General features: G+C 70.7%; 23 protein-coding genes. 8 read left to right on the forward strand and 15 right to left on the reverse strand.

Going from position 1 to position 26,093, the window contains the following annotated elements; translation table 11 throughout:
* Nucleotides 1-4: 4 nt before the first annotated feature.
* From nagZ to ACFO6Q_RS14450, 5 genes are all read left to right on the forward strand, one after another.
* Nucleotides 5-1,021: a beta-N-acetylhexosaminidase gene (gene nagZ / locus ACFO6Q_RS14430; RefSeq protein WP_380021806.1), complete on the forward strand. Its 1,017-nt coding sequence runs from the start codon at nucleotides 5-7 to the stop codon at nucleotides 1,019-1,021.
* On the forward strand, nucleotides 1,018-1,563 hold the full coding sequence (locus ACFO6Q_RS14435; protein ID WP_380021807.1) for a hypoxanthine-guanine phosphoribosyltransferase: 546 nt from the start codon (nucleotides 1,018-1,020) through the stop codon (nucleotides 1,561-1,563). The genes nagZ and ACFO6Q_RS14435 overlap by 4 nt, the downstream gene beginning before the upstream one ends.
* 194 nt (nucleotides 1,564-1,757) lie before the next feature.
* Entirely contained in the window at nucleotides 1,758-2,501 is a 744-nt protein-coding gene (locus ACFO6Q_RS14440) for an S-methyl-5'-thioinosine phosphorylase (protein ID WP_380021808.1), read from the forward strand.
* Between the two features lie 179 nt (nucleotides 2,502-2,680).
* Complete coding sequence (locus ACFO6Q_RS14445; protein ID WP_380021809.1) at nucleotides 2,681-2,887, forward strand: cold-shock protein; 207 nt, start codon at nucleotides 2,681-2,683, stop codon at nucleotides 2,885-2,887.
* A 198-nt stretch (nucleotides 2,888-3,085) separates the two neighbouring features.
* On the forward strand, nucleotides 3,086-4,756 hold the full coding sequence (locus ACFO6Q_RS14450; protein ID WP_380021810.1) for a DUF7453 family protein: 1,671 nt from the start codon (nucleotides 3,086-3,088) through the stop codon (nucleotides 4,754-4,756).
* 145 nt (nucleotides 4,757-4,901) lie between these two features.
* Here ACFO6Q_RS14450 and ACFO6Q_RS14455 read toward each other — a convergent pair whose 3' ends face one another.
* Genes ACFO6Q_RS14455 through ACFO6Q_RS14480 form a run of 6 tightly spaced genes read right to left on the reverse strand, consistent with a single transcriptional unit; the run spans nucleotide 4,902 to nucleotide 11,083 of the window.
* Entirely contained in the window at nucleotides 4,902-6,785 is a 1,884-nt protein-coding gene (locus tag ACFO6Q_RS14455; RefSeq protein ID WP_380021811.1) for an O-linked N-acetylglucosamine transferase, SPINDLY family protein, read from the reverse strand.
* A 51-nt stretch (nucleotides 6,786-6,836) separates the two neighbouring features.
* Entirely contained in the window at nucleotides 6,837-8,600 is a 1,764-nt protein-coding gene (locus ACFO6Q_RS14460) for an ABC transporter transmembrane domain-containing protein (protein ID WP_380021812.1), read from the reverse strand.
* A 51-nt stretch (nucleotides 8,601-8,651) separates the two neighbouring features.
* Entirely contained in the window at nucleotides 8,652-9,245 is a 594-nt protein-coding gene (locus tag ACFO6Q_RS14465; protein ID WP_380021813.1) for an IMPACT family protein, read from the reverse strand.
* 9 nt (nucleotides 9,246-9,254) lie between these two features.
* Nucleotides 9,255-9,656 carry a hypothetical protein gene (locus ACFO6Q_RS14470; protein ID WP_380021814.1) on the reverse strand — a complete coding sequence of 134 codons (402 nt, stop codon included), beginning with the start codon at nucleotides 9,654-9,656 and terminating at the stop codon, nucleotides 9,255-9,257.
* Between the two features lie 9 nt (nucleotides 9,657-9,665).
* A complete protein-coding gene (locus ACFO6Q_RS14475) occupies nucleotides 9,666-10,535 on the reverse strand; it encodes a hypothetical protein (RefSeq protein ID WP_380021815.1) in 870 nt (289 codons plus the stop codon).
* The gene (locus ACFO6Q_RS14480) at nucleotides 10,532-11,083 is read right to left on the reverse strand and encodes an RNA polymerase sigma factor (RefSeq protein WP_380021816.1); all 552 of its coding nucleotides are present in this window, start codon (nucleotides 11,081-11,083) and stop codon (nucleotides 10,532-10,534) included. The genes ACFO6Q_RS14475 and ACFO6Q_RS14480 overlap by 4 nt, the downstream gene beginning before the upstream one ends.
* 104 nt (nucleotides 11,084-11,187) lie before the next feature.
* On the opposite strand from ACFO6Q_RS14480, the gene ACFO6Q_RS14485 reads away from it, so the two are divergent.
* Together ACFO6Q_RS14485 and ACFO6Q_RS14490 are read left to right on the forward strand one after the other, a co-directional pair.
* Nucleotides 11,188-12,441 carry an NAD(P)/FAD-dependent oxidoreductase gene (locus ACFO6Q_RS14485; protein WP_380021817.1) on the forward strand — a complete coding sequence of 418 codons (1,254 nt, stop codon included), beginning with the start codon at nucleotides 11,188-11,190 and terminating at the stop codon, nucleotides 12,439-12,441.
* A gap of 95 nt (nucleotides 12,442-12,536) precedes the next feature.
* Nucleotides 12,537-14,327, forward strand: coding sequence for a CocE/NonD family hydrolase (locus ACFO6Q_RS14490; protein ID WP_380021818.1), 1,791 nt, complete (start codon nucleotides 12,537-12,539; stop codon nucleotides 14,325-14,327).
* Between the two features lie 48 nt (nucleotides 14,328-14,375).
* Here ACFO6Q_RS14490 and ACFO6Q_RS14495 read toward each other — a convergent pair whose 3' ends face one another.
* On the reverse strand, nucleotides 14,376-14,705 hold the full coding sequence (locus ACFO6Q_RS14495; protein ID WP_380021819.1) for a hypothetical protein: 330 nt from the start codon (nucleotides 14,703-14,705) through the stop codon (nucleotides 14,376-14,378).
* On the reverse strand, nucleotides 14,702-15,214 hold the full coding sequence (locus tag ACFO6Q_RS14500) for a bactofilin family protein (protein ID WP_380021820.1): 513 nt from the start codon (nucleotides 15,212-15,214) through the stop codon (nucleotides 14,702-14,704). The genes ACFO6Q_RS14495 and ACFO6Q_RS14500 overlap by 4 nt, the downstream gene beginning before the upstream one ends.
* Before the next feature lie 263 nt (nucleotides 15,215-15,477).
* Between ACFO6Q_RS14500 and gorA the strand changes: the two genes are divergently transcribed.
* Nucleotides 15,478-16,857: a glutathione-disulfide reductase gene (gene gorA, locus ACFO6Q_RS14505; RefSeq protein WP_380021821.1), complete on the forward strand. Its 1,380-nt coding sequence runs from the start codon at nucleotides 15,478-15,480 to the stop codon at nucleotides 16,855-16,857.
* A 76-nt stretch (nucleotides 16,858-16,933) separates the two neighbouring features.
* Here the strand turns inward: gorA and ACFO6Q_RS14510 are convergent, their stop codons facing one another.
* From ACFO6Q_RS14510 to ACFO6Q_RS14540, 7 genes are all read right to left on the reverse strand, one after another.
* The gene (locus ACFO6Q_RS14510; RefSeq protein WP_380021822.1) at nucleotides 16,934-18,970 is read right to left on the reverse strand and encodes an alkaline phosphatase; all 2,037 of its coding nucleotides are present in this window, start codon (nucleotides 18,968-18,970) and stop codon (nucleotides 16,934-16,936) included.
* Between the two features lie 43 nt (nucleotides 18,971-19,013).
* Nucleotides 19,014-19,610, reverse strand: coding sequence for a hypothetical protein (locus ACFO6Q_RS14515; RefSeq protein ID WP_380021823.1), 597 nt, complete (start codon nucleotides 19,608-19,610; stop codon nucleotides 19,014-19,016).
* 108 nt (nucleotides 19,611-19,718) lie between these two features.
* The gene (locus tag ACFO6Q_RS14520; protein ID WP_380021824.1) at nucleotides 19,719-21,305 is read right to left on the reverse strand and encodes a hypothetical protein; all 1,587 of its coding nucleotides are present in this window, start codon (nucleotides 21,303-21,305) and stop codon (nucleotides 19,719-19,721) included.
* Between the two features lies 1 nt (nucleotide 21,306).
* Complete coding sequence (locus ACFO6Q_RS14525) at nucleotides 21,307-22,998, reverse strand: Hsp70 family protein (protein WP_380021825.1); 1,692 nt, start codon at nucleotides 22,996-22,998, stop codon at nucleotides 21,307-21,309.
* Between the two features lie 242 nt (nucleotides 22,999-23,240).
* On the reverse strand, nucleotides 23,241-24,848 hold the full coding sequence (locus ACFO6Q_RS14530) for a carboxyl transferase domain-containing protein (protein ID WP_380021826.1): 1,608 nt from the start codon (nucleotides 24,846-24,848) through the stop codon (nucleotides 23,241-23,243).
* Nucleotide 24,849: 1 nt separating this feature from the next.
* A complete protein-coding gene (locus tag ACFO6Q_RS14535) occupies nucleotides 24,850-25,233 on the reverse strand; it encodes a hypothetical protein (protein ID WP_380021827.1) in 384 nt (127 codons plus the stop codon).
* Nucleotides 25,234-25,447: 214 nt separating this feature from the next.
* Nucleotides 25,448-25,993, reverse strand: coding sequence for a hypothetical protein (locus ACFO6Q_RS14540; RefSeq protein WP_380021828.1), 546 nt, complete (start codon nucleotides 25,991-25,993; stop codon nucleotides 25,448-25,450).
* Nucleotides 25,994-26,093 lie beyond the last annotated feature (100 nt).

Below are 26,093 nucleotides of genomic sequence, written 5' to 3' on the forward strand. Positions count from 1 at the left end.
AGACATGTTGATCATCGGAATTCCCGGCAAGACCCTCGGCGATGCCGAGCGCGCGCAGATCGCCGCGCCGCACGTCAGCGGCGTGATCCTGTTCGCCCGCAACTTCGACAGCCGCGAGCAGGTCACCGCGCTGATCGACGACATCCGCAATGCGCGTCCCGATCCGTTCCTGCTCTGCGTCGACCAGGAAGGCGGCACCGTGCAGCGCTTCCGCGAAGGCTTCACGCGGCTGCCGCCGCTGCTGCGCATCGGCGAGCTGTACGCGCGCGATCCGGCGGCGGCGATCCGCCGCGCCGAGGAGCACGCCTGGCTGATGGCCAGCGAGATGCGCGCGATCGGCATCGACCTCAGCTTCGCGCCGGTCACCGACCTCGCGCGCGGCAACCGCGCAATCGGCACGCGCGCCTTCGACGCCGATCCGCAGATCGCCTCCGAACTGGTGCAGGCGTACCTGCGCGGCATGCACCTGGGCGGCATGGCGGCTACGCTGAAGCATTTTCCCGGCCACGGCTCGATCGCCGAGGACACCCATTTCGATGCCGCGGTCGATCCGCGGACGCTGGAACAGCTGCGCGAGACCGACCTGATCCCGTTCGCCGACGGCATCGCCGCCGGCGCCGAGGCGGTCATGATGGCGCACGTGACGTATCCGGCCGTCGACGCGCTCGCCGCCGGCTATTCGCGCGTCTGGATCCAGGACGTGCTGCGCGGCCAACTCGGTTTCCGCGGCCTGGTCATCGGCGACGACATCGGCATGGCTGCGGCGGAGTCGGTGGGCGGGATCCGCGAGCGCATCGAGGCGCATCTGGCGGCCGGCTGCGACCTGCTGCTGGCCTGCGGCCCGGGTGTCGCCGCCGAGGCGGTCGAGGTCACCCGCGGCGTCATGCCCTGCGATCCGGAACGTCTCGCGACGCTGCAGGGCGCAGTCGCGCAGACCTGGAACGCGCTCGTCAGCAACCCGCAGCGCGACGAATTCATCGCGAGCGTCACCGCGCTCGACACCACCGCGGAGCCCGCATGACCCCCGACCTTTCCGCCGCGCTGGCACACGCCGACTGCATCCACGAGGAGCCGGCCCTGAAGGCGGCGATCGCGCGCCTGGGCGACGAGATCGACGTCGCGCTGGACGGCGGCCCGGCCGTCTTCGTCACCGTCATGCAGGGCGCGCTGCCGTTCGCCGGGCAGCTGGCGACGGCGATCCGCTCGCCGCTCGTATTCGACTACGTGCACGCCACGCGCTATCGCGGCGCGACCAGCGGCGGCGAGCTGGCCTGGATCAAGCGTCCGGCGACGCCGCTGGCCGGCACCACGGTGCTGCTGGTCGACGACATCCTCGACGAAGGGCACACCCTGAAGGCGATCCGCGACTTCTGCCTCGCGCAAGGCGCCGCGCGCGTGCTGCTGGCGGTGCTGTGCGAGAAGCGCCACGGCCGCTGCGTGCCGGACCTGGCGGCCGATTTCGTCGGCGTCGAGGTGCCGGACCGCTACGTGTTCGGCTACGGCATGGATTATCACGAACAGGCCCGCAACCTGCCGGCGATCTACGCCATGCGGGACGAGTAGGGCGATCCAGGCGCCTGTATTGCAAGAAGCTGCTTGCTCGCAGAGGCGCAGAGAATTAGAGAGCAGAACAGGCACGGCTTTTCCTCTGCGACCTCCGCGTCTGTGCGAGAAAAGCTCTTTCACGGCGGCCCGAGCCGCTTGAGATCGAGTGCCGAGGGCGCGCAACGACGGAACCTTCCACACAGGCAGACACCATGAGCATTGACCTGGCCCTGATCGGCGGCACCGGCCTGTACCGGTTTCCCGGCCTCAAGGACGTCGAACGCTACGCCACCGACACGCCGTACGGACATCCGTCGGACGCGATCGTGCTCGGCCGCGTCGGCGGACGCCGCATCGCCTTCCTGGCCCGCCACGGCGAAGGCCACACGATCCCGCCGCATCGGGTGAACTACCGCGCGAACCTGTGGGCGCTGCACGACCTGGGCGTGCGCCGCGTGGTCGGCGTCAACGCGGTCGGCGGCATCCGCGACGACATGGGCCCGCGCGTGCTGGCGGTGCCCGACCAGATCATCGACTACACGCACGACCGCCTGACCAGCTTTTCCGACGTCGCCGGCGCGCAGGTGAAGCACATCGACTTCAGCGAGCCGTACTCGGCGACGCTGCGCCGCGACCTGCTGGCCGCGGCCGCCCGTGCCGGCGTCGCCGTGGTCGACGGCGGCTGCTACGGCGCGACGCAGGGCCCTCGGCTGGAGACGCGCGCCGAGATCGCGCGCCTGCGCCGCGACGGCTGCGACCTGGTCGGCATGACCGGCATGCCGGAGGCGGCCCTGGCCCGGGAGCTCGAACTGGAGTACGCCTGCATCGCGCTGGTGGCGAACTGGGCCGCCGGCTGCGGCGACGAGGCCGAAATCAGCCTGCCGGAAATCTACGCCAATCTGGAAGCGGCGACGAAGCAGGTACCGGTTCTGGTCGGCGCCTTGCTGGGCGGGTAGGCGGGCCGGAACAAGCGGGGTTTTTTGCGAGCAGCGACGTGTATCACGGCGCCGCATTCTGCCGCTTGATTTTTATTGTTAAGTAATAGTTATATTGGAGCGTGCCGCGTATCTGGCCTGCGACTGTCGCATTGGAAGGCCCTCCGCTGCACGCTAATCCACAGCAAGAGGCGTCATCGATGCTAACCGGAACAGTGAAATGGTTTAACGATGCCAAGGGGTTCGGGTTCATTGCACCCGAAAATGGCGGGGAGGACGTATTCGTTCACTACTCGGCCATCAATTCACAGGGATTCCGCACGCTGCAGCAAGGGCAGCTCGTCAATTTCGAGATCGTGCAAGGGCCCAAGGGCCAGCAGGCGTCGGGCGTCCAGCCGGTCAAGTGAGGCGGTCCCGCAGGTTTCCAGCGTAGCCCCGCGTTCGCGGGGCTTTTTTTTGCGTGCAAACGGCGCTTCCGGCCGCGCGCATCGAGCGCGAACCGCGCCGTTACCACTCCGTTACTGCCGCGTTTCCGCTCCGTGCCGACTACGGAAGTTCTCGTAGTTATCATCGCGCCTTCTCGCCATTTCCCGGAGTTCCACTCGGTGCGCCACACGAGCCTTTCCCGATCCATCCTGCTGACCGCGATGCTGGCCGCGCCTCTCGCGGGAGCCGCCGAATGGCGTGCCGTGCTGAATGCGCGCAATCCCGGGATCGTCCTGCCGCAGCTGCCGCCGGTCAACGAGAACTACTCCATCGAAAGCACGACGATGGCCGACCGCGGGCCGCCGCTGCTGAGCTTCGCGCGCACGCGGCCGAGCCTGCCGAACGAGCACTGGGCGGAGAAGGGCGGGCAGCTGCTGCCGATCGCGCGCACCGACGTCACCGACGCGACCGGTCCCGGCCGCACCGGCGCGGAGGCCGGCGACGTGTTCCGCAACGTGCAGGCCGACCGCGACGGCTTCGGCACCAACCACCGCGTGTTCGCCGCGATCGCCGGCGCGCCGGGCTCGTCCGGCGGCCCGCAGAGCGTGTGGCGCTGGGACGGCACGCGCAACATCGAGATCGCGCGCAACGGCGTCGGCTCGGAAAGCCCGCTCGGCCCGGGCCTGCCGCCGGGCTGGATGTTCTACACGCTCAAGCCGTTCGGCTCGTTCCGCGACATCGACGCGCGCGCGCTGCCGAACGGCGAAGCCGTGATGAGCGTGCAGATCAACGGCAACGGTGCCGGCAACCTGCGCGACGCGGTCATCCATCATCGTCCGGGTTCGGGCAACCGCGCCTGCTTCTTCACCTACGACGTCGGACCGGACTGGTCGCCCGACATTGGCGGCATCGGCACGTTCGCGAGCGGCGCCGGTCCCGACATGCTGGCGATCAGCCCGCGCGGCGAGATCTACTCGGTCGCCGGCACGACCGGTGTCGAGAACGTTCCGGGCAGTGCGCGCGGCGGCATCTGGCGCCTGTGCGACGGCTCGCCGCGGGCGCTGGCACTGACCGGCGACAGCGGCGCGCTCGGTCCGGGCATGGGCGCGTCGGCCACGTTCAGCACCATCTATGCGCTGCTGGCGACCGGCCGGCCCGGCGAGGTGCTGTTCACCGCCAAGGGACAGGCCGACTCCGGCGCGTTCTTCGGCCTGTTCCGCCATGCGCCGGACGGCAGCCATTCGCCGGTGCTGGTGCGCGGCGCCGAGGGTGCCCTGGGGCCGAAGATCGCCGGCCAGGTGTTCCAGGACGGCGACTTCCAGTACCAGGTACGCGCGGCCGGCCGCTACGCCGCGCTGAAGGCGACGATGGCGCCGGTCGGCAATCCGCAGCAGACGACCACCGGCCTGTGGCACATCACGCCCGAGGCAGGCGCGACGCCGCTCGCCCTGCTCGGCGACACCGGCACCTATGCGCCGGCGCCGGGGCGCACGTGGATGGAGTTTTACCGCTTCGCGGTGTTCGACAACGGTGACGTCGCGGTCTTCGCCGAGGTCAGCAATCCGGGCGAAAGCTCGATCTGGCGCCTGCGTCCGGGCCAGGCGCCGCAGAAGGTCCTCGGCTACGGCACGATGGTCGACGTGCCGACCGCGGCCGGCGTCGTGCCGACGCCGGTCAGCATGATCTATTCGATGTCGCCCCGCAGCGTCGCCTCGCCGGGCGACGACGGCGTGTTCAACGCGTCCGGCTTCGCCGTGCAGAGCGTCGAACTGCAGGGCTACGGCTCCACGGTGATCGTGCGCGGCAACGTCACCGACCGTCTCTTCGCGGACGGCTTCGGCTACGAGTAGGCGCCACGCGGCGCAAGGGCACCGGCGATACAGGAACGTGTCGCTCTCGACCGGGAGGCGAGCACCCGGTCGACACAGCGGGACCCGGATCCGTTCGGGTTCCGCGGCTCGAAGGATCGCCAGGACGGCGGTCCTTCGTTTTTTTCTATCCTTCCGCCCGGCGTTCGCGCAGCAGTTCGCGCAGCGCTGCGGCGAAATCCCGTGCCTGGGCCTGCGCGTCGCACAGCCTTTCCTGCACCGCCGCGCGCAGGGCCGGGCGACCCGCACGCAGTGCGGCGACGTCGCCGGCAAGGCCGACGGCGCGCTCGACGTAGTCCGCGCGGTCGTGCGCGATCCAGTCCTCGCGTCCGAGGCGCTGCAGCAGGCTGGCGCTCTGCCGGCTGACGAAGGTTTCTGCCGGCAGCGTGACCGCGGCGGCGCCCATCCACAGCGCATCGCAGGTGGTGGTGCAGCCGGAGAACGGGAACGGATCGAGCGCGACGTCGATGCGCCGGTACGCGTCGAGCAGGTCGGCGTACGGGCGCCGGCCGTGCAGTTCCACGCGCTCGCGTGCGATGCCGTGCGCGGCGAAGCGCGCCAGCGTGTGTTCGCGCGTCGCCGCGTCGTCGAGCAGGCGCGTGCCGAGTTCGAGCTGCGCCTGCGGCACGCGGTGCAGGATGTGCGCCCACGTGGCGACGACGTTGTCGTTGAGCTTGGCCAGCCGGTTGAACGAGGCGAAGCGCACGGGTCCGTCGCCCGCGTGGTCCGGCGGCGGCGGCGGTCGCGGCGGCGTGTAGCAGAAGCGCCCGGCCGGCAGGCGCAGCAGGCGTTCGCTGTAGCGCTGGCCGGAACCTTCCGGCGTCAGCCAGGCGTCGCTGATCCAGGCGTCCATCGCGGGCACGCCCGTCGTGTCGAACCAGTCGAGCCAGCACACCTGCAGCGGCGCCACGCGCTGCGCGATCACGCGCATGCGGTTCCAGGTGGAGTGACCGGCGAGGTCGACGAGCACGTCGAGGTCGAGATCGCGCAGTCGGTGCAGCAGCGCCGCGTCGTCCAGGCCGCTGGCATCGATCCATTCGTCGGCCAGCGCGCGCAGAGGCGTGGCGTCCGCGCGAGCGGGTTGCAGCGCGATCAGCAGGTGCCGGTGACGCGTGCGGTCGAAGGCCTCGAGCAGGCCGCCCAGGAAGGTCGCCACCGGCCCTTGGCCGAAACGCGGCGACAGCCAGCCGATGCGCAGCGGGCCGTCGGCGGAGGGCGCGCGGCGCGAAGCGAACGGAGGGCCGAAGCGCGGCAGATGCCGCTGCGCGAAATCACGATGCGCGGCGTACAGGGTTTCGTTGTCCTGTCGCGGGTCGTAGTGCATCAGCACCAGCTGCCGCGCCGCGGTGTCGGCATCGGCTTCGTGCAGCAGTTCGCGATGGCGGGCGAGGCCGGGCTCGACGTCGCCGCGGTCGATCAGCGCCGTCGCCAGCACCGCGCGCGGCGCGCGTGCCTGCGGCCGCAGCGCGAGTGCCCGCTCGCTCCAGTGCAGCGTCTCGCCGAGCGCTCCCTGTCCGTGCAGGGCCTGGGCGAGGGCCAGCACGCTGGCGTAGTCCTGCGGGTGGCGCTGCGCGCGCGAACGCAGCAGTTCCGTGCGCTGCCGCTGCGCATCGGCGGCGGCGAAATCGCCGAGCGCGCCGCCGAATTCGCGGCCGGCGTCGAGCAGGACCGGATCGAGCGCGACGGCGAGTGCCTCGTCCGGCTTGCCTTGCTGCAGCAGGGCGCGGACCAGTGCGCAGCGCGCGAGCAGTTGCTGCGGTTCGCGCCGGAGCACGTCGGCGAGTTCACTCGCCGCTTCGGCGGAGCGCTCGCAGAAGAGCAGGGCGAGGCCGAGCAGCAGGCGTGCTGGCACGTTCGACGGATCCAGCACCAGCGCCTCGTTCGCCACCGCGAGCGCGTCGTCGGCGCGGCCGGCGGCGAGCAGGCCCTCGCAGCGCCGGAGCGCGTCGGAGACGCCGGACTGCACAGAGGGAGAGGGCGGTGATTCGACCACGCGCGGAAGATAGCGCAATGGCGGGGCGTTCCCTCTCCCGCAAGCGGGAAAGGGAGAAAAGCCGCCGTCTCAGGCAGCGAACTGCAGCCGCGCCAGCTCCGCGTACAGGCCGTCTTCGCGCACGAGCTGCGCGTGCGTGCCCTGCGCGACGATGCGCCCGCCGTCCATCACCACGATGCGGTCGGCGCGCTGCACGGTGGCCAGGCGATGCGCGATGACCAGCGTGGTGCGGCCGCGCATCAGCCTTTCCAGGGCCTGCTGCACGAGGTGCTCGGACTGCGCGTCCAGGCTCGAGGTCGCTTCGTCGAGCAGCAGCACCGGCGCGTCGCGCAGCAGGGCGCGCGCGATCGCGATGCGCTGCTGCTGGCCGCCGGACAGGCGCACGCCGCGCTCGCCGAGATAGGTGTCGTAGCCTTCCGGCAGCGCGTCGAGGAAGTCGTGCGCCTCGGCGGCGCGGGCGGCGGCGACGATCTGCTCGCGCGTCGCGTCCGAGCGGCCGAAGCCGATGTTGTCGGCCGCGCTGGCGCCGAACAGCACCGGGTCCTGCGGCACCAGCGCGAATGCGCCGCGCAGGTCGGGAAGGGCGAGTGCGGGAAGCCCGATGCCGTCGAGCGTGATCCGTCCGGACTGCGGTTCGTGGAATCGCTGCAGCAGCTGGAACACGGTGCTCTTGCCGGCGCCGGACGGGCCGACCAGGGCGACCGTGCGGCCGGGCTCGACCTCCAGCGTGAAGTCGTGCAGCGCGGCGCGGTCCGGCCGCGACGGGTAGCGGAATTCGACGTGCTCGAAGCGGATCGCGCCGCGCACGGGCTGCGGCAGCGCCCTGGGTTCGGCCGGCGAGCGGATCGCCGGCACGGTGTCGAACAGCTCGCCGATGCGCCCGAGCGCGCCGGCCGCACGCAGCACCTCGCCCCACACCTCGGTCAGCGCGCCGACGGAACCTGCGGCGAGCACCGCGTAGAGCACGAACTGGCTGAGCACGCCGGCCGCCATCGTGCCGGCGATGACCGCCTGCGCGCCGGCCCACAGCACCGCGGTGATCGCGCCGAAGGTGAGCAGGATCACCAGCGCGGTCAGCGTGCCGGTCATCGCGATGCGCCGGCGCGCGGTCGCCAGCGCGCGCGCGACCGCGCCCGCGTAGCGCGCCGATTCCTGCGGTTCGCGCGTGTAGGCTTGCACCGTGTGCATGGCGTTCAGCGCCTCGCTGGCGGTGGCCGAGGTGTCGGCGATGCGGTCCTGGCTTTCGCGCGACAGCTTGGCCACGCGGCGGCCGAACACCACGATCGGCAGGACCACGGCCGGGATCACCAGCGCGGTGAAGCCGGCCAGGCGCGGACTCGTCGCGACCATCGCGACGGCGCCGCCGACCAGGGTGACCACGCTGCGCACGGCGACCGACAGGGTCGAGCCGACCACCGTCTGCACCAGTTCGGTGTCGGCCGCCAGCCGCGAGACCAGCTCGCCGCTGCGCGTGCGCTCGAAGAACGCCTGGTCCAGGGTCAGCAGGTGGTCGTACAGGCGCTTGCGCAGGTCGGCGGCGACGCGTTCGCCGAGCAGGCTGATGAAGAAGAAGCGCGCCGCGGTGGCGATCGCCAGCACCGCCGCGACGACGAACAGGCCGGCGAAGCTGGCGTTGATCGCGGCCGCGTTCGCCGGCGTGAAGCCGTGGTCGATCATCACGCGCACCGCCTGCGGCAGCGTCAGCGTGGCGGTCGAGGACAGCGCGAGAAAGCCCAGCCAGCCGGCGATCAGGCCGCGGTACGGCTTCAGATAGGGCAGCAGGCGGGTCAGGGAGCGCAGACGGCGCGGTGCTTCGGCGGGCTGGTCGGTCATCGGCGAGGGCAGGCGGGCGTCGGAACGAGATGCGGATGCGCGCGGGGCGCTTCAAGGAGCTTGCACGATCGCGCGGCCGCGCGACAGGTCGCGCAGGAATGCGGTGAGCGCCGCGACGCGTTCGAGCGGCAGTTCGAGCTCCAGCTCGACGCCCTCGGCAGAAGCGCGTTCGTCGCGCTTGGCCGCCTCGAAGTCGCGCAGGCGCGCATGCAGGTTCGCCGCAGTGGAGAAGTCGCAGTGCACGCGCAGCGTCGTGCGTTCGACCAGCACGCGCCTGGGTGCCAGGCGCAGGCATTCCGCGGCGCAGCCGCCGTAGGCGCGCACGAGCCCGCCGACGCCGAGCTTGATCCCGCCGAACCAGCGCGTGACGACCACCGCGACGCGGTCCAGTCCCTGGCCCTCGATCGCGGCGAGGATCGGCCGGCCGGCACTGCCGCCCGGTTCGCCGTCGTCGTTGAAGCGGTAGTTCGCGCCGATGCGGTACGCCCAGCAGTTGTGGGTGGCGTCGCGCGCGCTCACGCGCGCGACGAAGGCGAGCGCCTCGTCGGCGTCGTCGACCGGCGCGGCCTGCGCGAGGAAGCGGCTTTTCTTGATCTCCTGCGGCAGGCTCGCTGCGTCGGCCAAGGTGGTGATCGGCGGGCTCATGCGGCTGCGCTAGGGTCCTTCGTCGTCCCACGCGCGTGTCGCGCGCAGCCAGCCGACGATCTGCGACAGCAGCATCAGAACACCGGTGCCGATCCACCACCAGCCGACGGTTTCGCTCGGACGCATGAAGTGGTCCCAGTACGCCGAGAACGCGCCGGCCAGCAGGACCAGCGCGCCGATCGCGACGACCAGCACGAAGAGCACCATGCGCAGCCAGGACGAATCTCGAATCAGCAAGGTCGCCCAGCTGCCGAGGATCAGCAATCCGAACAGCGCCAGCGGCGGCGACGTGGCAGGTGCGGCGTCGAGCGGGGCGGCGTCCTCGAGGCGCGGCGGCGACGCGTCGAACATCGCGAAGCCGATCAGGCAGGCCAGCGCGAGTCCGATCAGCAGGAACAGCAGGCTGCGCATCGGTCCGTCTCAGTCGTCCAGTTCGCGCAGGGATTCGGGCAGCTGCCAGTCCGGATGCGCGCGGCGGAACAGCTGCAGGCTTTCGATCGCCTGCTGGCGGCGGCCCTGGCGCACCAGCTGCTCGATGCGCGCGAGCCAGACTTCCGGCGCGAGCTGGGTGTCGCGGCGCAGTTCGACCGAGCTCGACGGCGCCGACATGCCGGCGGAGCGTTCGCGTTTTTTCGGCGCGGTGTCCGCGGCCTGCTTTGACAGCGCTTCGCTCTCGTTGGCGGAGTAGGCGGAAGTCGTATTGGCGCCGGCCGGCGCCGCGGCTTCCTGCTGCGCTTCGACCGGCGGCGATGCGACCGCGGCCGGAGCGGGAGGCTCCGGCGCCGCCGCCGGCGGTGGCGGCGCACTGCGCGGCGCGGGCGCGGCCTGTTCGAGCGCCGGGCGGGCGGCGCGCGTCGCCTTGGCTTCGTCCGCGATTGCCGGCTTCGACGGCGCCGAGGCGGCCGGTGCCGGCGCCGGTGCCGCGAGGCCGGAGGGGGAGGGTGGCGCGGCTTCGTGCCGGCGCGCCGGTGCGTCGATCGGCTGCACCGGCACGTAAGTGGGTGCGCCGTGCGCGGGCTCATGCGGCGGCTGGCGCAGCGGTTCGTGGCCGACGTGCCAGGCGACCCCGGCGGCGAGCACCAGGCCGGCGGCGGAACCGAAGCCGATCAGCCAGCGCTGCCGTCGCGGCCGCGTGCCGTGCACCGCGCGCGCCGCTTCGCCGAGCACGCTGCGGTCCAGCCGCCGCGGCGGCTCGATGCGCGGCAGGCGCCGGTACAGCGCGCCCAGCTCGCCGCCGTCGTCGGCGAGCAGCCGCTCGAGCTCGTCGTCGGGCCGGCGCGGCGTGTTCATGTGGCGAACCTCGCGCGGATGCGCGCCAGCGCGTAGCGCAGGCGCGACTTCACCGTCTCGCGTCCGGCGCCGGTGATCTCGCCGATTTCCTCCAGGCCGAGACCGCCTTCGATGCGCAGCAGGAAGGCCAGGCGCTGCTCCTCCGGCAGGTCCTCCAGGGCGAGCTGCAGGCGGCGGCGCTGCTCGAACTCGCTCAGGGCGCGTTCGGGCTGTTCGGATTCGGGGGCGTCGAGCGTGCGCAGCACGGCCTCGGTTTCGTCGGCGGAGGCCTGCGGACGCTGGCGCCGGAAGCGGTCGATGACGAGGTTGTGCGCGATCTGCAGCAGCCAGGTGGTGAACTTCGCTTCGGGCCGGTAACGCTCGCGCGCGGCGATCAGACGGCTCCAGGTCTCCTGGAACAGTTCGTCGGCATCGGCGCGCTGGCGCAGGTTGCGCAGCAGGAAGCGGTACAACATGCCGCGGTGGCGCCGGTAGAGCATCTCGAAAGCGAGCAGGTCGCCTCCGGCGTAAGCGAGCATCAGTTCCTCGTCGGTCTTTTCGGCCCCCATATCCGCCAGAGGGTACGGCAAAGGGGCGAGTGGCGTCACGGGCGTCACCGCGGATGGAACGTCGCAGCCGGCGTTTCGGGGTTCGCCCTTCGTACAATGGCCGGATGGACAGGAAACGGGCGGACGCATTGATCCTCGGCGGCGGCGTGATCGGCCTCGCCTGCGCGCACTACCTGCTCGCTGCCGGGCGCAGCGTGACGGTGCTCGAGCAGGGGCGGGTCGGCGGCGGCAGCTCGCACGGCAACTGCGGCACGCTGACGCCGAGCCACGCCTCGCCGCTGGCGCAGCCGGGCATGATCGGCACCGCGCTGCGCTGGCTGCTGCGGCCCGACGCACCGCTGCGCATCAAGCCGAGCCTGGACCCGGCGCTGCTGCGCTGGCTGCTCGGCTTCGCCGCGCGCTGCAATCCGCGCGACTTCGAGCGCGCGACCGCGGCGAAGGCGCCGCTGCTGCTGCGCTCGCGCGAGCTGATCGAGGAACTGGTGCGCCGCCACGGGCTGGATTGCGAATTCGAGGCGCTGGGCACGATGAACGTGTTCCGCGATGAGCGGAACTTCGAACACGCGCGAGCGCCGCTGCGCCTGCTCGCCGACCTGGGCGTGCGCGTGGAAGTGCTCGATGCGCAGGCCGCGCTCGCGCGCGAGCCGGCGCTCAGGCCCGGCGTGGCCGGCGCACTGTTCAATCCCGGCGACGCGCAGCTGCGGCCGGACCGCTACGTCGCCGAGCTGGCGCGCCTGGTGCGCGCGGCCGGCGGCACGATCGTCGAGGGCGCGCGCATCGACGGCATCGTGCGCGAGGGCGGCCGCGTGGCGAAGGTGGCGACCACGCAAGGTGAGTTCGAAGGCGGCGAAGTGGTGTTCGCGCTCGGCGCCTGGTCGCCGGCGTTCGCGCGCCAGCTCGGCCTGCGCATCCCGATCCAGCCCGGCAAGGGCTACTCGATCACCTACACGCGTCCGGCCTCGTGCCCGCGCATTCCGATGACCTTGAAGGAGCCGAGTGTGTGCGTGACCGCGTGGAATTCCGGCTACCGCCTCGGCAGCACGATGGAATTCGCCGGCTACGACACGCGCCTGAACCGCACGCGCCTGGATGCGCTGCGTCGCGGCGCGGCGCAGTTCCTGCACCAGCCCGAGGGACCGGCGGTGGTCGAGGAATGGTACGGCTGGCGGCCGATGACGCCGGACGACCTGCCCCTGCTCGGACGCGTGCCCGGATGCGCGAACCTGACCCTGGCCACCGGGCACGGCATGCTCGGCGTCAGCCTCTCCGCGGTGACCGGTCTCCTCGTCAGCGAGGTGATCGCGGGCACGCCGCCGTCGTTCGACCTCGCCCCGTTCGACCCGGCGCGGTTCGGCTGAGTCCGCGCGCGGGTGCATCCTCGCGGCTTGCTTCGGCCGCACCGCTGCCGGCAAAGTAGCCCGGCGCCGGGGGCGGCGCGTTCAGAGGGGATGGCATGCGATACGAGGGGATCGTCCGGCTGGCGCGCGTGGCGCTGTTTCTCGGCGCGGCGGCAGCGGCGGGCGCCGCCGCGGCGGCCGAAGTGCAGTTCCAGTGGGGCGTGCGCATTCCGCTGCGCGACGGCGTCGAGCTCAACGCGACGCTGTACCAGCCGCGCGAGCAGCCGCAGCCGCTGCCGTGCGTGTTCACGCTGACGCCGTACATCGCGCAGAGCTACCACGATCGCGGCATGTACTTCGCCGCCAACGGCTACGTCTTCCTCGGCGTCGACGTGCGCGGACGCGGCAACTCGCAGGGCGAGTTCACGCCGATGCTGCAGGAGGCCCGGGACGGTCACGACGTGGTCGAATGGCTGGCGCGGCAGCCGTACTGCAACGGCAAGATCACGATGTGGGGCGGCTCCTACGCCGGCTACGACCAGTGGGCCAGCGCGAAGGAGTTCCCGCCGCATCTGGCCACCATCGTGCCGGTCGCCTCGCCCAAGCCGGGCCTCGACTATCCGATGTCGCGCAACATGTTCTATTCCTACGACACGCAGTGGCTGACCCTGGTCGCCGGGCGCGCCGGCCAGGAGAAGATCTTCGGCGACGGCGCGTTCTGGGGCGCGCAGTTCCGCCGCTGGTACGAGGCGCACGCGCCGTTCAAGGAGCTGGACCGCTACGTCGGCAATCCGTCGCCGCACTTCCAGACCTGGATCGCGCATCCCGCGCAGGACGCCTACTGGGACAGCTTCAATCCGACACCCGAGCAGTACGCCGCGCTGTCGCTGCCGATCCTCAGCATCACCGGGCAGTACGACGGCGACCAGCCCGGAGCGCTCGCGCTGTACCGCGAGCACATGCAGTACGGCTCGGAGGCGGCGAAGGCCAGGCACTACCTGATCGTCGGCCCGTGGGACCATGCCGGCACGCGCACGCCGAAGGCCGAGGTGGCCGGCTTGAAGTTCGGCCAGGCCTCGCTGCTGGACATGAACGCGCTGCACAGGGACTGGTACGACTGGACCCTGAAGAGCGGCGCCAAGCCGGAGTTCCTCAAGGACAAGGTCGCCTTCTACGTGACCGGCGAGGAAGCCTGGCGCTACGCGCCGACGCTCGATGCGGTGACCGCGCGCCGCGAGGCCTGGCATCTGGATTCGGTCGCCGCGCGCGCGAACGACGTGTTCGCCTCCGGCGACCTCCGGCGCGACCAGCCCGGCCGCGGCAAGCCGGATCGCTACGTCTACGACCCGCTCGACACCAGCTCGGCGCAGTGGGAGATGGAAGACTACGAGAACGCGCTGACCGACCAGCGCGGCGCGATGCGCGCGGGCGGCGACGCCTTGTTCTACCACACGCCGCCGTTCGCGGCGGACACCGACATCGCCGGCTTCTTCAAGTTGTCGGCGTGGATCGAGCTGGACCAGCCCGACACCGACATCGCCGTCTCCGTGCACGAGGTGAAGGCGGACGGCACGGTGGTCTTCCTCGCCGGCGACGCGATCCGCGCGCGCTACCGCCAGAGCCTGCGCGAGGCGCGTCCGGTCCGCCCGGGCGCGATCGAGCGCTACGACTTCGACCGCTTCAGCTTCGTCGCACGCCGCATCGCCAAGGACAGCCGCCTGCGCCTGGCGATCGGGCCGGTCAATTCGATGTACGCGGAGAAGAACTACAACACCGGCGGCACGATCGCGGAGGAGTCGGGCAAGGACGCGCGCACGGTCACGGTCAAGCTCTACCACGACGCCGCGCATCCGAGCGCGCTGTCGCTGCCGCTGGCGGCGGCGTCTTCGGTGGCGGCGAAGAAATAACGCAGTCCGCCGCGGCCGGCCTCGTTCGAGGCCGGCCTGCGAGGTCCCTCACTCGGCGTCCTGCGTCAGCTCCACCGCCAGCGCGAACGTGCGCGATTCGCCGGGGCGCACAGCGCCGACGCCGACCAGCTTGCGCTCGATTTCCTCGCCGCGTTCGTTGCGGATCGACAGCACCATCGAATACTCGGAGAAGCCGCCCGTGCGCGGCTGCTCCAGGGTGCCCTCGACGCGCAGCGCGCACGAGGTGCGGCGCTGCGCGGTGGCCGAGGAGTTGAAGCGAAGGTGGTGCCGGCACGACGGGCACACGTCGGCGCTGGCGAGGATCGTCGCCTTGCAATGCGGGCAAACGCGCGTGACGCGCGCTCGGTGCGCATTCACGATGCGGCGCCGTTCTCCGCGCCGTTGCGGCCGGCCTTCGACGCGTGCTTGTCGTCCCAGCCGAATTCGACCTGTCCGCGCATGCGCGAACCGGCGGCGACGGTCAGCGAGCCGGCCTTGAGATCGCCGACGAGCACGCCGCCCTGCAGCAGTTCGACCTGCGCCGCCGCGTCGATGTTGCCTTCCAGTTCGCCGGCGAGGGTGACCTTCTTCGCGCGCACGCCGCCGGCCACCTTGGCGTCCTTCTCGATGCTGAGGTCGCCCTGCACGTTGACGTCGCCCTTGAAGCGCCCGGCGATGCGCACGTGGCCGCTGCCTTCGATCTTGCCCTCGATGGTGATGTCGGAAGCGATCAGCGATTCCTTCGTCTCGCTGCGTTCGGCGCGGTAGGCGGGAGCGGGCACGTAGTCCACGGCCGGTGCGGTTTCCTTCGGCGCGGCCGGAACCGGTTCCGGAACGAAGCTGGGCGCGTCCTTTTTCGCCGAGGGTTGCTGGTTGAAGATGGCCATGGTGCTGCGTACTCCGCTTCAGGGGGATCGGCAGGGTATTCGCCAAGCCGTTCCGCGTCCTGTGAACTTACTCACGAAATCCATATTAACTATTTGATGAGTAACGAAATATTTGCACGGTTAACAAGTCCGGCAGAGATCCCTCGGCAGCGTGCGAGACGCGCTTGCACGCCATTGCCGGCGTGGCTTCCGAAGCGATCGCAGCGCGGCCGGGTACGCTACAGTCGGCCGGTTCCCTTCCTGACAATCGCCGGACCCGCGACGTGAAAAACAACGCATTCGACCTGATCGTGATCGGCGCCGGTTCCGGCGGCATCGCCACCGCGGTGCGTGCGGCCAGGCATGGCGCGCGGGTCGTGGTGATCGAGACCGGCACGCTCGGCGGCACCTGCGTCAACGTCGGCTGCGTGCCGAAGAAGGCCATGTGGTTCGCCGCCGAACTGGCCGAGGCGCAGCGCATCGCCCGCGACGTCGGCTTCGCCTCGACGCCCGGCGCGCTGGACTGGCACGAATTCGTCGGGCGCCGCCAGCGCTACATCGACAACATCCACGCCAGCTATCGGCAGCGCTTCGCCGCGTCCGGCATCGAGCTGGTGAACGCGCGCGGGCGCCTGCTCGCCGCCGGCCGCGTCGTCGCCGGAGCGGAGGAATTCACCGCGCCGCACGTGCTGGTCGCGACCGGCGCGCGACCGTTGCGTCCGGACGTGCCGGGAGGGGATCTGGGCATCGATTCGGACGGATTCTTCGCGCTGCGCGCGGCGCCGCGCCGCGTGGCGATCGTCGGCGGCGGCTACATCGCGGCGGAGCTGTCCGGCGTGCTGCACGCGCTCGGCTCCGACACCACGCTGTTCGTGCGCCGGCGCCTGCTGCGCGAATTCGACGAGGAGGCGACCCACGTGCTGACGGAATCGATGCGCGCGCGCGGCGTCGACGTGCAGACCGGCCGTCACGTGGTGGCGGCGCGGCGCGAGCACGACGGCTATGCGCTCGAGTTCGAGGCAGGCGAGGTCGCGCGCGGCTTCGACGAGCTGATCTGGGCCACCGGCCGGCAGCCGAACAGCGCCGGGCTGGGCCTGGCGGAAGCCGGCGTCGGACTCGACGCGCAGGGCTACGTCGTGGTCGACGACCGGCAGGACACGCCGGTCGCCGGCGTGCACGCGCTCGGCGACGTCACCGGCCGGCTGGCGCTGACGCCGGTGGCGATTGCCGCCGGCCGCAAGCTGGCCGACCGGCTGTTCGGCGGCGAGCCGGATGCCCGGCTCGACTACGACGGCGTGCCCAGCGTGGTGTTCGCGCATCCGCCGCTGGCGACCGTGGGCCTGAGCGAGCACGAGGCACGCCGGCGCCACGGCGATTCGGTGCGCGTCTACCGCGTGCGTTTCCGTCCGATGCTCGATGCGCTGGCCGGCCTGGAGCACCGCACCCTCATGAAGCTGGTCTGCGCCGGCAGCGACGAGCGCGTGGTCGGCATCCACCTGGTCGGTGCCGGTGTCGACGAGATGCTGCAGGGTTTCGCGGTGGCACTGAAGGCCGGTGCGCGCAAGGCGGATTTCGACGCGACGGTGGCGATCCACCCGACCGGATCGGAAGAACTCGTACTGATGAGCGAGCCGGGCCACGCCTTCGTCGGCGCGGCCAACTGAACCGCGCCCGTGCCCTAAAAGCGAAACTCCCGCGCGAGGCGGGAGTTCCGTGTCTTGCGGTCGGTGACGAAGCGGCTTACTGCGCGCCGCCCACCGCCGCCTGGCCGATCTTGAACATGACTTCGGTGTTGTCGAACACGCCGGTGAACAGGCTCGAACCGCGGCCGTAGGCCGACAGCGGGATGTCGGTGCCGGTGTGCACGGCCTGGTCGCCGGCGACCTGGCCGACCACGAGGAAGCCGACGCCTTCGTTGCGCACGCTCGGGTTGGCCGGCGATTCGGACGGCGGGAACGGCTGCTGCGTGTCCTTGGTCGGGAACGCGTTCGGCAGCCAGGTCTCGTAGCGGTCCGCATTCGCGCCGTAGCCGATCAGCATCTTGTGGTCGATGTTGGTCGTGGTCGGATAACCGTCCTCGGCGATCGTGTACTTGGGGAACTTGGCGGCTTCGTAGACGCCGACCGCGTCCTTGCCCAGCGCCGGGTTGGCCTCGAGGTCGGCGGCGGTCTTCGTCGACGCGCCGATGATCGCCGCGCCCGAGCACTCGTGATCGGCGGTGACGAGGACCAGCGTGTCCGGGTTCTTCTGCGCGAATTCCTTCGCCACCGCGATGGCGCGGTCGAACTCGATGACTTCCAGCGGCCAGCGGTCGCTGTCCATCAGGTGCGCCTGCTTGTCGATCGAGGCGCCCTCGATCATCGCGACGAAACCGTTCGGGTTCTTCGCCAGCACCTTCAGTGCGGCGTCGGTCATCTCGTCGAGCATCGGCTGGTCGGGGAAGCCGAACGCGTCGACCACGGTGCCGTCGCCGCGGCGGCCGGCGATCTTGTCGTAGGCGACGTTCATGTTCGAGTAGGCGAACAGGCCGAGCAGCTGCGACGGCGTGCCGTTCTTGAACGCGTCGTCCAGCCCGGCCTTGTCCGGCGCGTACTTGAAGCCGGCGGCCTGGAAGTCGGCGATCAGGTCACGCTCGGGATCGAGCTGGCCGGGCGTGGCGTTCCAGCCGGCGATGATGTCGGCCGGCAGCACGTAGTCGTTGGCCTTGCGGCGCTGCGAGCCGTTGGCCGGCTGCGGGCTGGTGCTGTTGGACGGGTTGGGCAGGAACCACTTGCGGCCGCCGCCCATCAGCACGCTCAGGCCGGTCAGGTGGCGGTCGTCGAGGAACTGGTCGACGATGCCGGTGCCGTTGCCGCGCGCGGACGTGTGCACGCCGTTGGAGGCGGGCGTGGCGTCGAACACGTCGGCGGTGGTGACCACGCCGAGCGCCTTGCCCTGCAGGTTGTGCAGGTATTCGGACAGGTATTCCACGCGCGGATTGTCGAACGCGTCGAGCGTGTCGTCCGGGAACACGCCTTCCTCGTTGTTGTTGGCCTTGTTGCCGGTCACGTAGTTCTGCATGCCCGGCGCGGAGTCGGTGACGATCGAGTTCAGCGAGGCGGTCATCACCATGCCCGTGTACGGGAAGGTGTCCATCGTCAGCTTGCCCTTCGCCTTGCCCTGCGCATAGCCCTTGGCCATGATGCGGCCGGCGGTACGGTGCGCCGCGCCCATGCCGTCGCCGAGGAAGACGATGATGTTCTTCGCCGCCTTGCCGCCTTCGGCGTCGATGCCGACGACTTCGAAGTTGCCGACGGCGGTGATCTGCTGGCCATCGGCCTGCCAGGCGATCACTTTCAGCTCGTGCACGCCGGGCGTGCCCTTGGAGTAGCCGCGCAGCGAGAGGATCGCCGTATTGGCGGGCAGGCCGGCGACCAGCTTGCAGCCCGAAGCGCCCTTGGTCTTGCCGGTCGCCGGATCCACGCAGGTGGCGGCCGGGCCATTCTCGGTGATGACGCTGGTGCGGCCTTCTTCGCGGCCGCGCACGTAGGCGCCGTCGACGTAGAACGCGAAGCTGCTGATCGTCTGGCCGGCGTCCGGCTGCACGGTCGCCTGCAGGTCGAACATCTGGCCGGGCAGGAAGCGCGCGATCACCGGCGCAGCTTCGCCGGAGGAGAACAGCTCGCTCGGCGGCGTCAGCCGCGAGACGGTGGCAGCGGAGGCGTCGACCGCGGCGCTGGCGAGCGTCGCGAGGATCAGCGCGGTTAGGGTCTTGCGCACGGTGGCGGGGATTCGCATCGGGAAGTACTCCTGCAGGTGAGGCCGGAAAACGAAAAGGGGTTCAGCGTGCCTTGGCGGACGATTTCGGCTTCGCCTTCGCGTGGCGCAGCAGCGCGCGTTCGGGTTCGCGGTCGAGTTCGAGCACTGCGGGCGCGACGCGGCCGGCGCCGGGCATCTCGTGGGCGCCCACGCGCAGCGTGCCGGTGAGCTGGATCAGTCCGGCCAGCGGCGGCACGACGGTGTCGGCCGACTTCGGCAGCACGACGAAGATCGCGCTGGCCGGAATGTCGTCGGCGAACGAATCGTCGGCGTCGCCGGCCACGACCGGCAGCGGCGAAAGGATGAAGCTGCCGGCCAGCGGCGGCTCCTGCTGCACCATGTAGCCGACGATGCGCACGCGCTTGCCGTCGAGACCGGCGAGCTTGTCCGTCGGTTCCAGGCCCTTTGGCCCGACCGGCAGCTTGAACAGGTCGCGGAACTTCAGATCGGCCACGCCGGCGGGAGGCGCGCCGAGCTGTCGCGTCACCGCAATGGAGGCGGGCGGCTTGGCCGCATTCGGAGTGCCGGCCGACAGCGGCGCCGGGACGAGGAAAGGCGCAGCGACCAGGGCTGCACCGAGCGCGAGAACGCGTGCGAGGGAAGGCGAGAGAGGTGACATCCGGTGGCCTGTCGAAGCGCGCGGCTGGGACGCTGCGCGCGAACGGCGTCACACTAGACAGGCTGCATGAAACTTAATTGACGCGGCGATGACAGATCGGAGCGGACGTCAGTACCCGTGCGGCGGGGTCCCCAGCAGCGACGGGCGCAGTTCGGCGCGCTGGCGCCACAGGTCGGCGGACCAGAATCCGAACGCGAGCGCCGCGGCGACTTCCACGTGCACGAAGATCGCGGCGAGGAGCAGCAGCAGAGCCTTCAGCGCCGGAATGATCAGGATCAGCCGCCAGCCGGACAGCCAGCGGAAAGCACCCTCGCCGCTGCGGCGGCGGTAGCGCAGGAAGGCCAGCAGGGCGGCGACGCAGGCCATGCCGACCGCGACGCCCGCCACCGGCGTCGTCCGGTCCGGCGCGTCGGGTGCAAGCACGTGGCGCAGCGCCACCGCGAGCAGGGCCAGCAGCGGAATGAAGCCCAGCCGCCACCACGCCGCAGGACCGGGCCGGTCGTCCGCCTGCGCGGCGCCCTGCCAGTGCATGAGCGCGGTCCAGACGTAGTAGACGGCGCAGCCGGCGCAGAGCATGGCGGCCAGCCGCAGCATCACCGGCGCCTCGCCGGAAGCGAGCAGCGCGCCGTCGATCAGGGCGGCCAGCAGCAGCAAGGCGGTCAGGCGCACCGCGGTGACGGCGACGCGCAGCGGACCGACGCGCCGGCGGTCACCGGCTCCTCGCCAGAACACCAGGCGCTGCCGGTCGAACGTCGGCGGCAGCGATTCGACTCGGGCCTCGTCGAGCAGGCGCACGAAGCCGGCGGCTTCGGTCGGCCGGTACGGCGGCAGCGCCTGCCACAGCACGTGAAGCCAGCGGAACGGGCCGGACAGCAGCGCGAGCGCGCGCCTGGCATCCAGGTTGACCGGCGGTTTCACCGCGCGCAGTTCCGCGTCCAGCTCGCGCGGATCGGCTTGCCGCAGCAGCCATTCCACGTGCAGGCGCCGGCGCAGTACGCCCAGTTGCAGGGCATTGTGTCCCGCCAGCACGTGGTCGAGATCGAAGAAGGCGAGGATCGCGTCGAGGCAGCGGTCCGGCATCGGCGGCGCGGTCGCATGCAGCGCCGGTATCAGCGCGCGCGCGGCTTCGGCCTTGGCGGTGAGCGGCCACAGCTGCGGCTGGCGATGCAGCCAGTCGCGCAGGGCGTCGGCGTCGCCGCGGGACGCCTCTTGCATGAGCGCGCGGAAGAAACCGTCGAAGTCGAGCACGGCGCGTTCCGCGACACGCGGCTGCGGCGCCGGCGCGATGTCCGCATCGCGCTTCGCGTCGGCGTCCCAGCGGATTTCCACCGGTTCGGTTCGCGCCCGCGGTTCGGCGACAGATTCCGGCAGCGACAGCCAGGACACCTGCAAGGCCGGGCCGTCCGGCGCGGCGAACGAAACGGGCGTCGCTTCCGCGGGAGGACCGGATGGTTCCTCGCTGGCGGCGATGTCGACGTGCAGGTCGGCGATCCGGTACGCGACGACCGGTGGCGGCCCTTCGGCGTCGCGCCGCCGCACCCATTCCAGGGCCTGCCGGTAGAGCTCGTTGAGCGCCTGGAAGCCGACCGGATCGACGTCCGGGCGCACCGTGCGCAGGCGCGCGGCATAGGCGCGCTTGACGCTGCGCTCGTCGGCGTCGTGCGCGAGGCCCAGTTCGAGCAGGGGCGTGGTCACGTCAGACGCCGGCTTCCAGGCGTTCCAGTGCCGCTTCCAGGCCGCGGCGGTGCTCGCCGATGCGTTCCTCGTCCTGGCTGGCGAGCACGGCCTGGAAGTCGCCGATCCACTGCTGCAGCGTGGAGCGTTCGTGCAGGTGCTCCTCGTACAGGCGCTCGGCGCGCGCGAGCAGGGCGATGTTCTCCTGCTTGTCGCGCGGATGGATCTTCAGGTTCGCCAGCGCGGCGAGGCGCGTGCGGATCTCCTGCTCGCTCAGCAGGCCCGGATTCTGTTCGAGCAGCAGTTCATGCGTCCTGTCGCTGGCGAGCACGGTCGCCTCGACCTGCAGCACACCGTTGACGTCGTAGGTGAAGCGCACCCGGACGCCGTTGTCGTGCCGCGGCGTGCGCGGCGGCAGGTCGAGCAGCAGTTCGCCCAGCTTGACGTTGCGCGCGACCATCGGGCTTTCGCCCTGGTACACGTCGATCGACAGCCGTGCCTGGTTGTCGTGGACCGGATAGAACGTGTCCTCGCGGCTGACCGGCACCGTGCTGTTGCGCTGGATGATCGGATGGAAGAACCCGGCCTGGTGGCTGCCGTCCTCGTGCTGGCGCGACACTTCCGTGCCGAGCGTGTACGGGCAGACGTCGGTCAGGATCACTTCTTCCAGCCGTGCGTCGCGCGACTTCAGCCCGGCCGCGATCGCCGCGCCGCGCGCGATCGCCTCGTCCGGATTGACGTGGCGCAGCGGCAGCCGGCCGAACATGCGCGAGACCATGCGCGCGACCAGCGGCATGCGGATGGCGCCGCCGACGAGCACGATCTCGTCCAGCTGCGCCGGCTGCAGGCGCGCATCGCGCATCGCCCGTTCCAGCGGAGCGCGCATGCGCTGGATCAGCGGCTCGGCGAGCCGTTCGAAACGCGACTCGTCGATCTCCCACGGCGCCTCCCGGCCGCCGGCGCGCACCTCCAGGCGCACGCGTGCGTTGGCGCTCAGCTCGCGCTTGACGCGCTCGAGCCGGTTGCGCAGCTGGGCGAGCTCGGCGGCGGAAAGCGTGCGCGCATCGATGCCCAGGTCCTGGCAGCAGGTGGCGGAAAGCAGCTCGAGGAAATCCTCGCCGCCGAGGAAGTTGTCGCCGGCGCTGGCGTGCACTTCGACGACGCCGTCGAACATTTCCAGAATCGACACGTCGAAGGTGCCGCCGCCCAGATCGAGCACGAGGAAGCGGCTGCCTTCGCGCCGCTCCTGCAGTCCGTAGGCGAGCGCGGCCGCGGTCGGTTCGTTGATCAGCCGTTCGACGCGGATACCGGCCAGCTCGCCGGCGGCGCGCGTGGCCTTGCGCTGCGCGTCGGAGAAATACGCCGGCACGCTGATCACCGCTTCCTCGACCTTCGCGCCGAGCGCGGCCTCGGCGTCGGCCAGCAGCGAACGCAGCAGCAGCGCCGACAGTTCCTCCGGGCGGAAGCCGCGCTCGCCCAGGCGCGTTTCGCGCGCGCTGCCCATCCAGCGCTTGAACGTCGCCACGCTGCGGTCCGGATGCGTCGCCAGGCGATCGCGCGCGGCCTGGCCGAGGATGAAGTCGCCGTGGTCGTCGATGCTCACCGCCGACGGCGTCAGCAGATCGCCGAGCGCATTCGGGAACAGGCGCGGCTCGCCGTCGATGAAGGCGCCGATCAGGGAATTGGTGGTACCAAGGTCGATGCCGACGATCATGATCCGTCCCTGGTTTTTTGCCTTTTGTGAGAAGTGCGGCCATGGATGGCCGCGGTTGGACGTTCCGAAGTCGCCGTTCTTGCGGCAGAGCAATCGCCGCCAAGATCGCAGCGATCAAGGATGATCGCAATACATATCTGGAGAAGTGCGGCCATGGATGGCCGCGGTTGAACCTTCCGAAGTCGCCGTTCCTGCCGGTGGAGCAATTGCTGGCAAGATCGCAGCGATCAAGGACGATCGCACTACATGCGAAACACGCCGAAGCGTCCCGGCTCGACCGGCGCGTTCAACGAGGCCGAGAGCGCCAGACCCAGCACGCGGCGCGTGTCGGCCGGATCGATGATGCCGTCGTCCCACAGGCGCGCGCTGGCGTAGTAGGGATGGCCCTGGCGTTCGTACTGCTCGCGGATCGGCGCCTTGAAGGTTTCTTCCTCGTCCTTCGACCAGTTCTTGCCGGCCGCTTCCAGACCGTCGCGGCGCACCGTGGCGAGCACGCTGGCGGCCTGCTCGCCGCCCATCACGCTGATGCGCGCGTTCGGCCACATCCACAGGAACCTCGGCTGGTAGCCGCGGCCGCACATCGCATAGTTGCCGGCGCCGAAGCTGCCGCCGATGACGACGGTGAACTTGGGCACGTGCGAGCAGGCCACCGCGGTGACCATCTTGGCGCCGTCCTTGGCGATGCCGGCCTGCTCGTACTTCTTGCCGACCATGAAGCCGGTGATGTTCTGCAGAAATACCAGCGGCACGTTGCGCTGGTTGCACAGCTCGATGAAGTGCGCGCCCTTGAGCGCGCTTTCGGCGAACAGGATGCCGTTGTTGGCGACGATGCCGACCGGATAGCCGTGGATGTGCGCGAAGCCGGTGACCAGGGTCTTGCCGTAACGCGCCTTGAACTCCTGCAGCTCGGAACCGTCGACGATGCGCGCGATGATCTCGCGGATGTCGAAGGGCTTGCGCGTGTCGGCCGGCACGCAGCCATAGAGTTCCTCGGCCGGGTACTTCGGTTCGGCCGGCTCGCGCAGCGCCAGCGCGACCGCCTTGCGGCGGTTGAGGCTGGCGACGACGCTGCGCGCGATGTCGAGCGCGTGCGCGTCGTTCTCGGCGAAGTGGTCGGCGACGCCGGAGATCGAGGTGTGCACGTCGGCGCCGCCGAGCGTTTCCGCGTCGACGACTTCGCCGGTGGCCGCCTTCACCAGCGGCGGGCCGCCGAGGAAGATCGTGCCTTGTTCCCTGACGATGATCGTCTCGTCGCTCATCGCCGGCACGTAGGCGCCGCCGGCGGTGCACGAGCCCATCACCACCGCGATCTGCGCGATGCCCAGCGCGCTCATGCGCGCCTGGTTGTAGAAGATGCGGCCGAAGTGGTCGCGGTCGGGGAACACCTCGTCCTGCAGCGGCAGGAAGGCGCCGCCGGAATCGACCAGGTAGATGCAGGGCAGGCGGTTCTCCAGCGCGACTTCCTGTGCGCGCAGGTGCTTCTTCACCGTCATCGGGAAGTACGTGCCGCCCTTGACCGTGGCGTCGTTGGCGATGACCAGCACCTCGCCGCCGTGCACGCGGCCGATGCCGGTGATCACGCCGGCGCAGGGCGCGGCGTCCTCATACATGCCGTGCGCGGCCAGCGGCGACAGTTCGAGGAACGGCGAGCCCGGATCGAGCAGGGCGCGGATGCGCTCGCGCGGCAGCAGCTTGCCGCGCTCGGTGTGCTTGGCGCGCGCCTTTTCGCCGCCGCCTTGCGCGACTTTCGCCATCTCGCGCTGCAGGTCGTCGACGGCGAGCTGCAGGTGGGCGGCGTTGCTCTGGAAGTCCGCCGAGCGCGGATTGATCTGCGAGGAAAGAATGGTCACGTCAGTCGTCCACAGGGCCGGATTCGTTCGCGCTCGGCAGGAGCACGAGGGTCACCGCGGCGACTTTTCCCTGATGGACGACGACGCTGAGCTCGCTGCGGCGGCTCACGCGGTACTTCAGGGCATGCATCGGTTCGCCGCTGATTTCGTTGTTCGACATTTCGCTGCGCCGGTCGGGCGGACCGAGCGATTCGAGCACGTGCGCTTCGGTACTGCCGTCGATCCCGCTCTGCCAGGCGAGCAGGGTCCGGATCGCTGCATCGGCGTCCGGCGGCAGGCGCTTGCGCACCGGCGTATCGGCGGCCGTGGCGAGGTTGGCGACGGCGAATGCGGTGGCCGCCAAGGCAGCCAGGAGAGAGGCGGGAGGGAATTTCCGAATCGGCATGTCGATTCCATGAGCAGGTTGCGACGCCGGACATCCGGTCGCGGTCGGCGAGGAAACGATGGCGGCGCAGCCGCGCCACGCGTCCCTCATCGGACGCTAGCACGCTCGGCCCGGCAGCACATCCCGGTGCCGGAAGGGTGCGCAGGCCACGCCCCATGACACACCGGCCGCTGGAGGCGGCCGGTGCGTGGGTGAAGCGTGTTGCGGCAGGACCTCAGTGCTTGTCCTTGTCCTCGGCCGCGTCCTTCGCCGCGTCCTTCGCGTCGCGCGCGGTGTCGGCGATGTCGTGGCCGACTTCCTTGGCGCCTTCCTTGATCTCGCGGCCGGCGGCCTTGGTCGCTTCCCAGCCGCTCTTGGCGGTTTCGGAAACGGCCTGACCGGCGGCGCTGGCGCCTTCCTTGATCGCCGTGCCGGCGTGACCGGCGGCTTCCTTGGTCGCGTCCAGCGCGTCGCCGGCCGCTTCCTTGGCCTTGTCGCCCGCGCTCTGCGCGGCTTCGCCGGTCTTGTCGGCGGCCTCGCCGACGGCCTGGCCGGCGTCGCTGGCGGCCTGCTTGGTCGCTTCCGCCGCCTTGCGCGCGGCTTCGGCGGTGGCGTCCGCGGCCTGCTGGGTGACGGCCTTCGCATCCTCGGCGGCCTGCTTGGTCGCCGCGGCGGCCTTGTCGGCGGCTTCCTTCGCCTGCTGCTGCGAGTTGTCGCTGCACGCACCGAGCGCCAGCGTCAGCGCGGCGCCGAGCAGGAGCGGTTTCAGGTTCGTCTTCATGGCTTGCTCTACTCCCCGTTGTGGTTGCACGAATGAAAAGCGGTCGGACGTGGATCAGGGCGGATCAAGAGCCGATAAGGCCGACAAGAGCGAATTCGTT

Origin of the sequence: Dokdonella ginsengisoli (assembly GCF_042652785.1) — a bacterium.
GTDB classification, from domain to species: Bacteria; Pseudomonadota; Gammaproteobacteria; order Xanthomonadales; family Rhodanobacteraceae; genus Dokdonella_A; species Dokdonella_A ginsengisoli.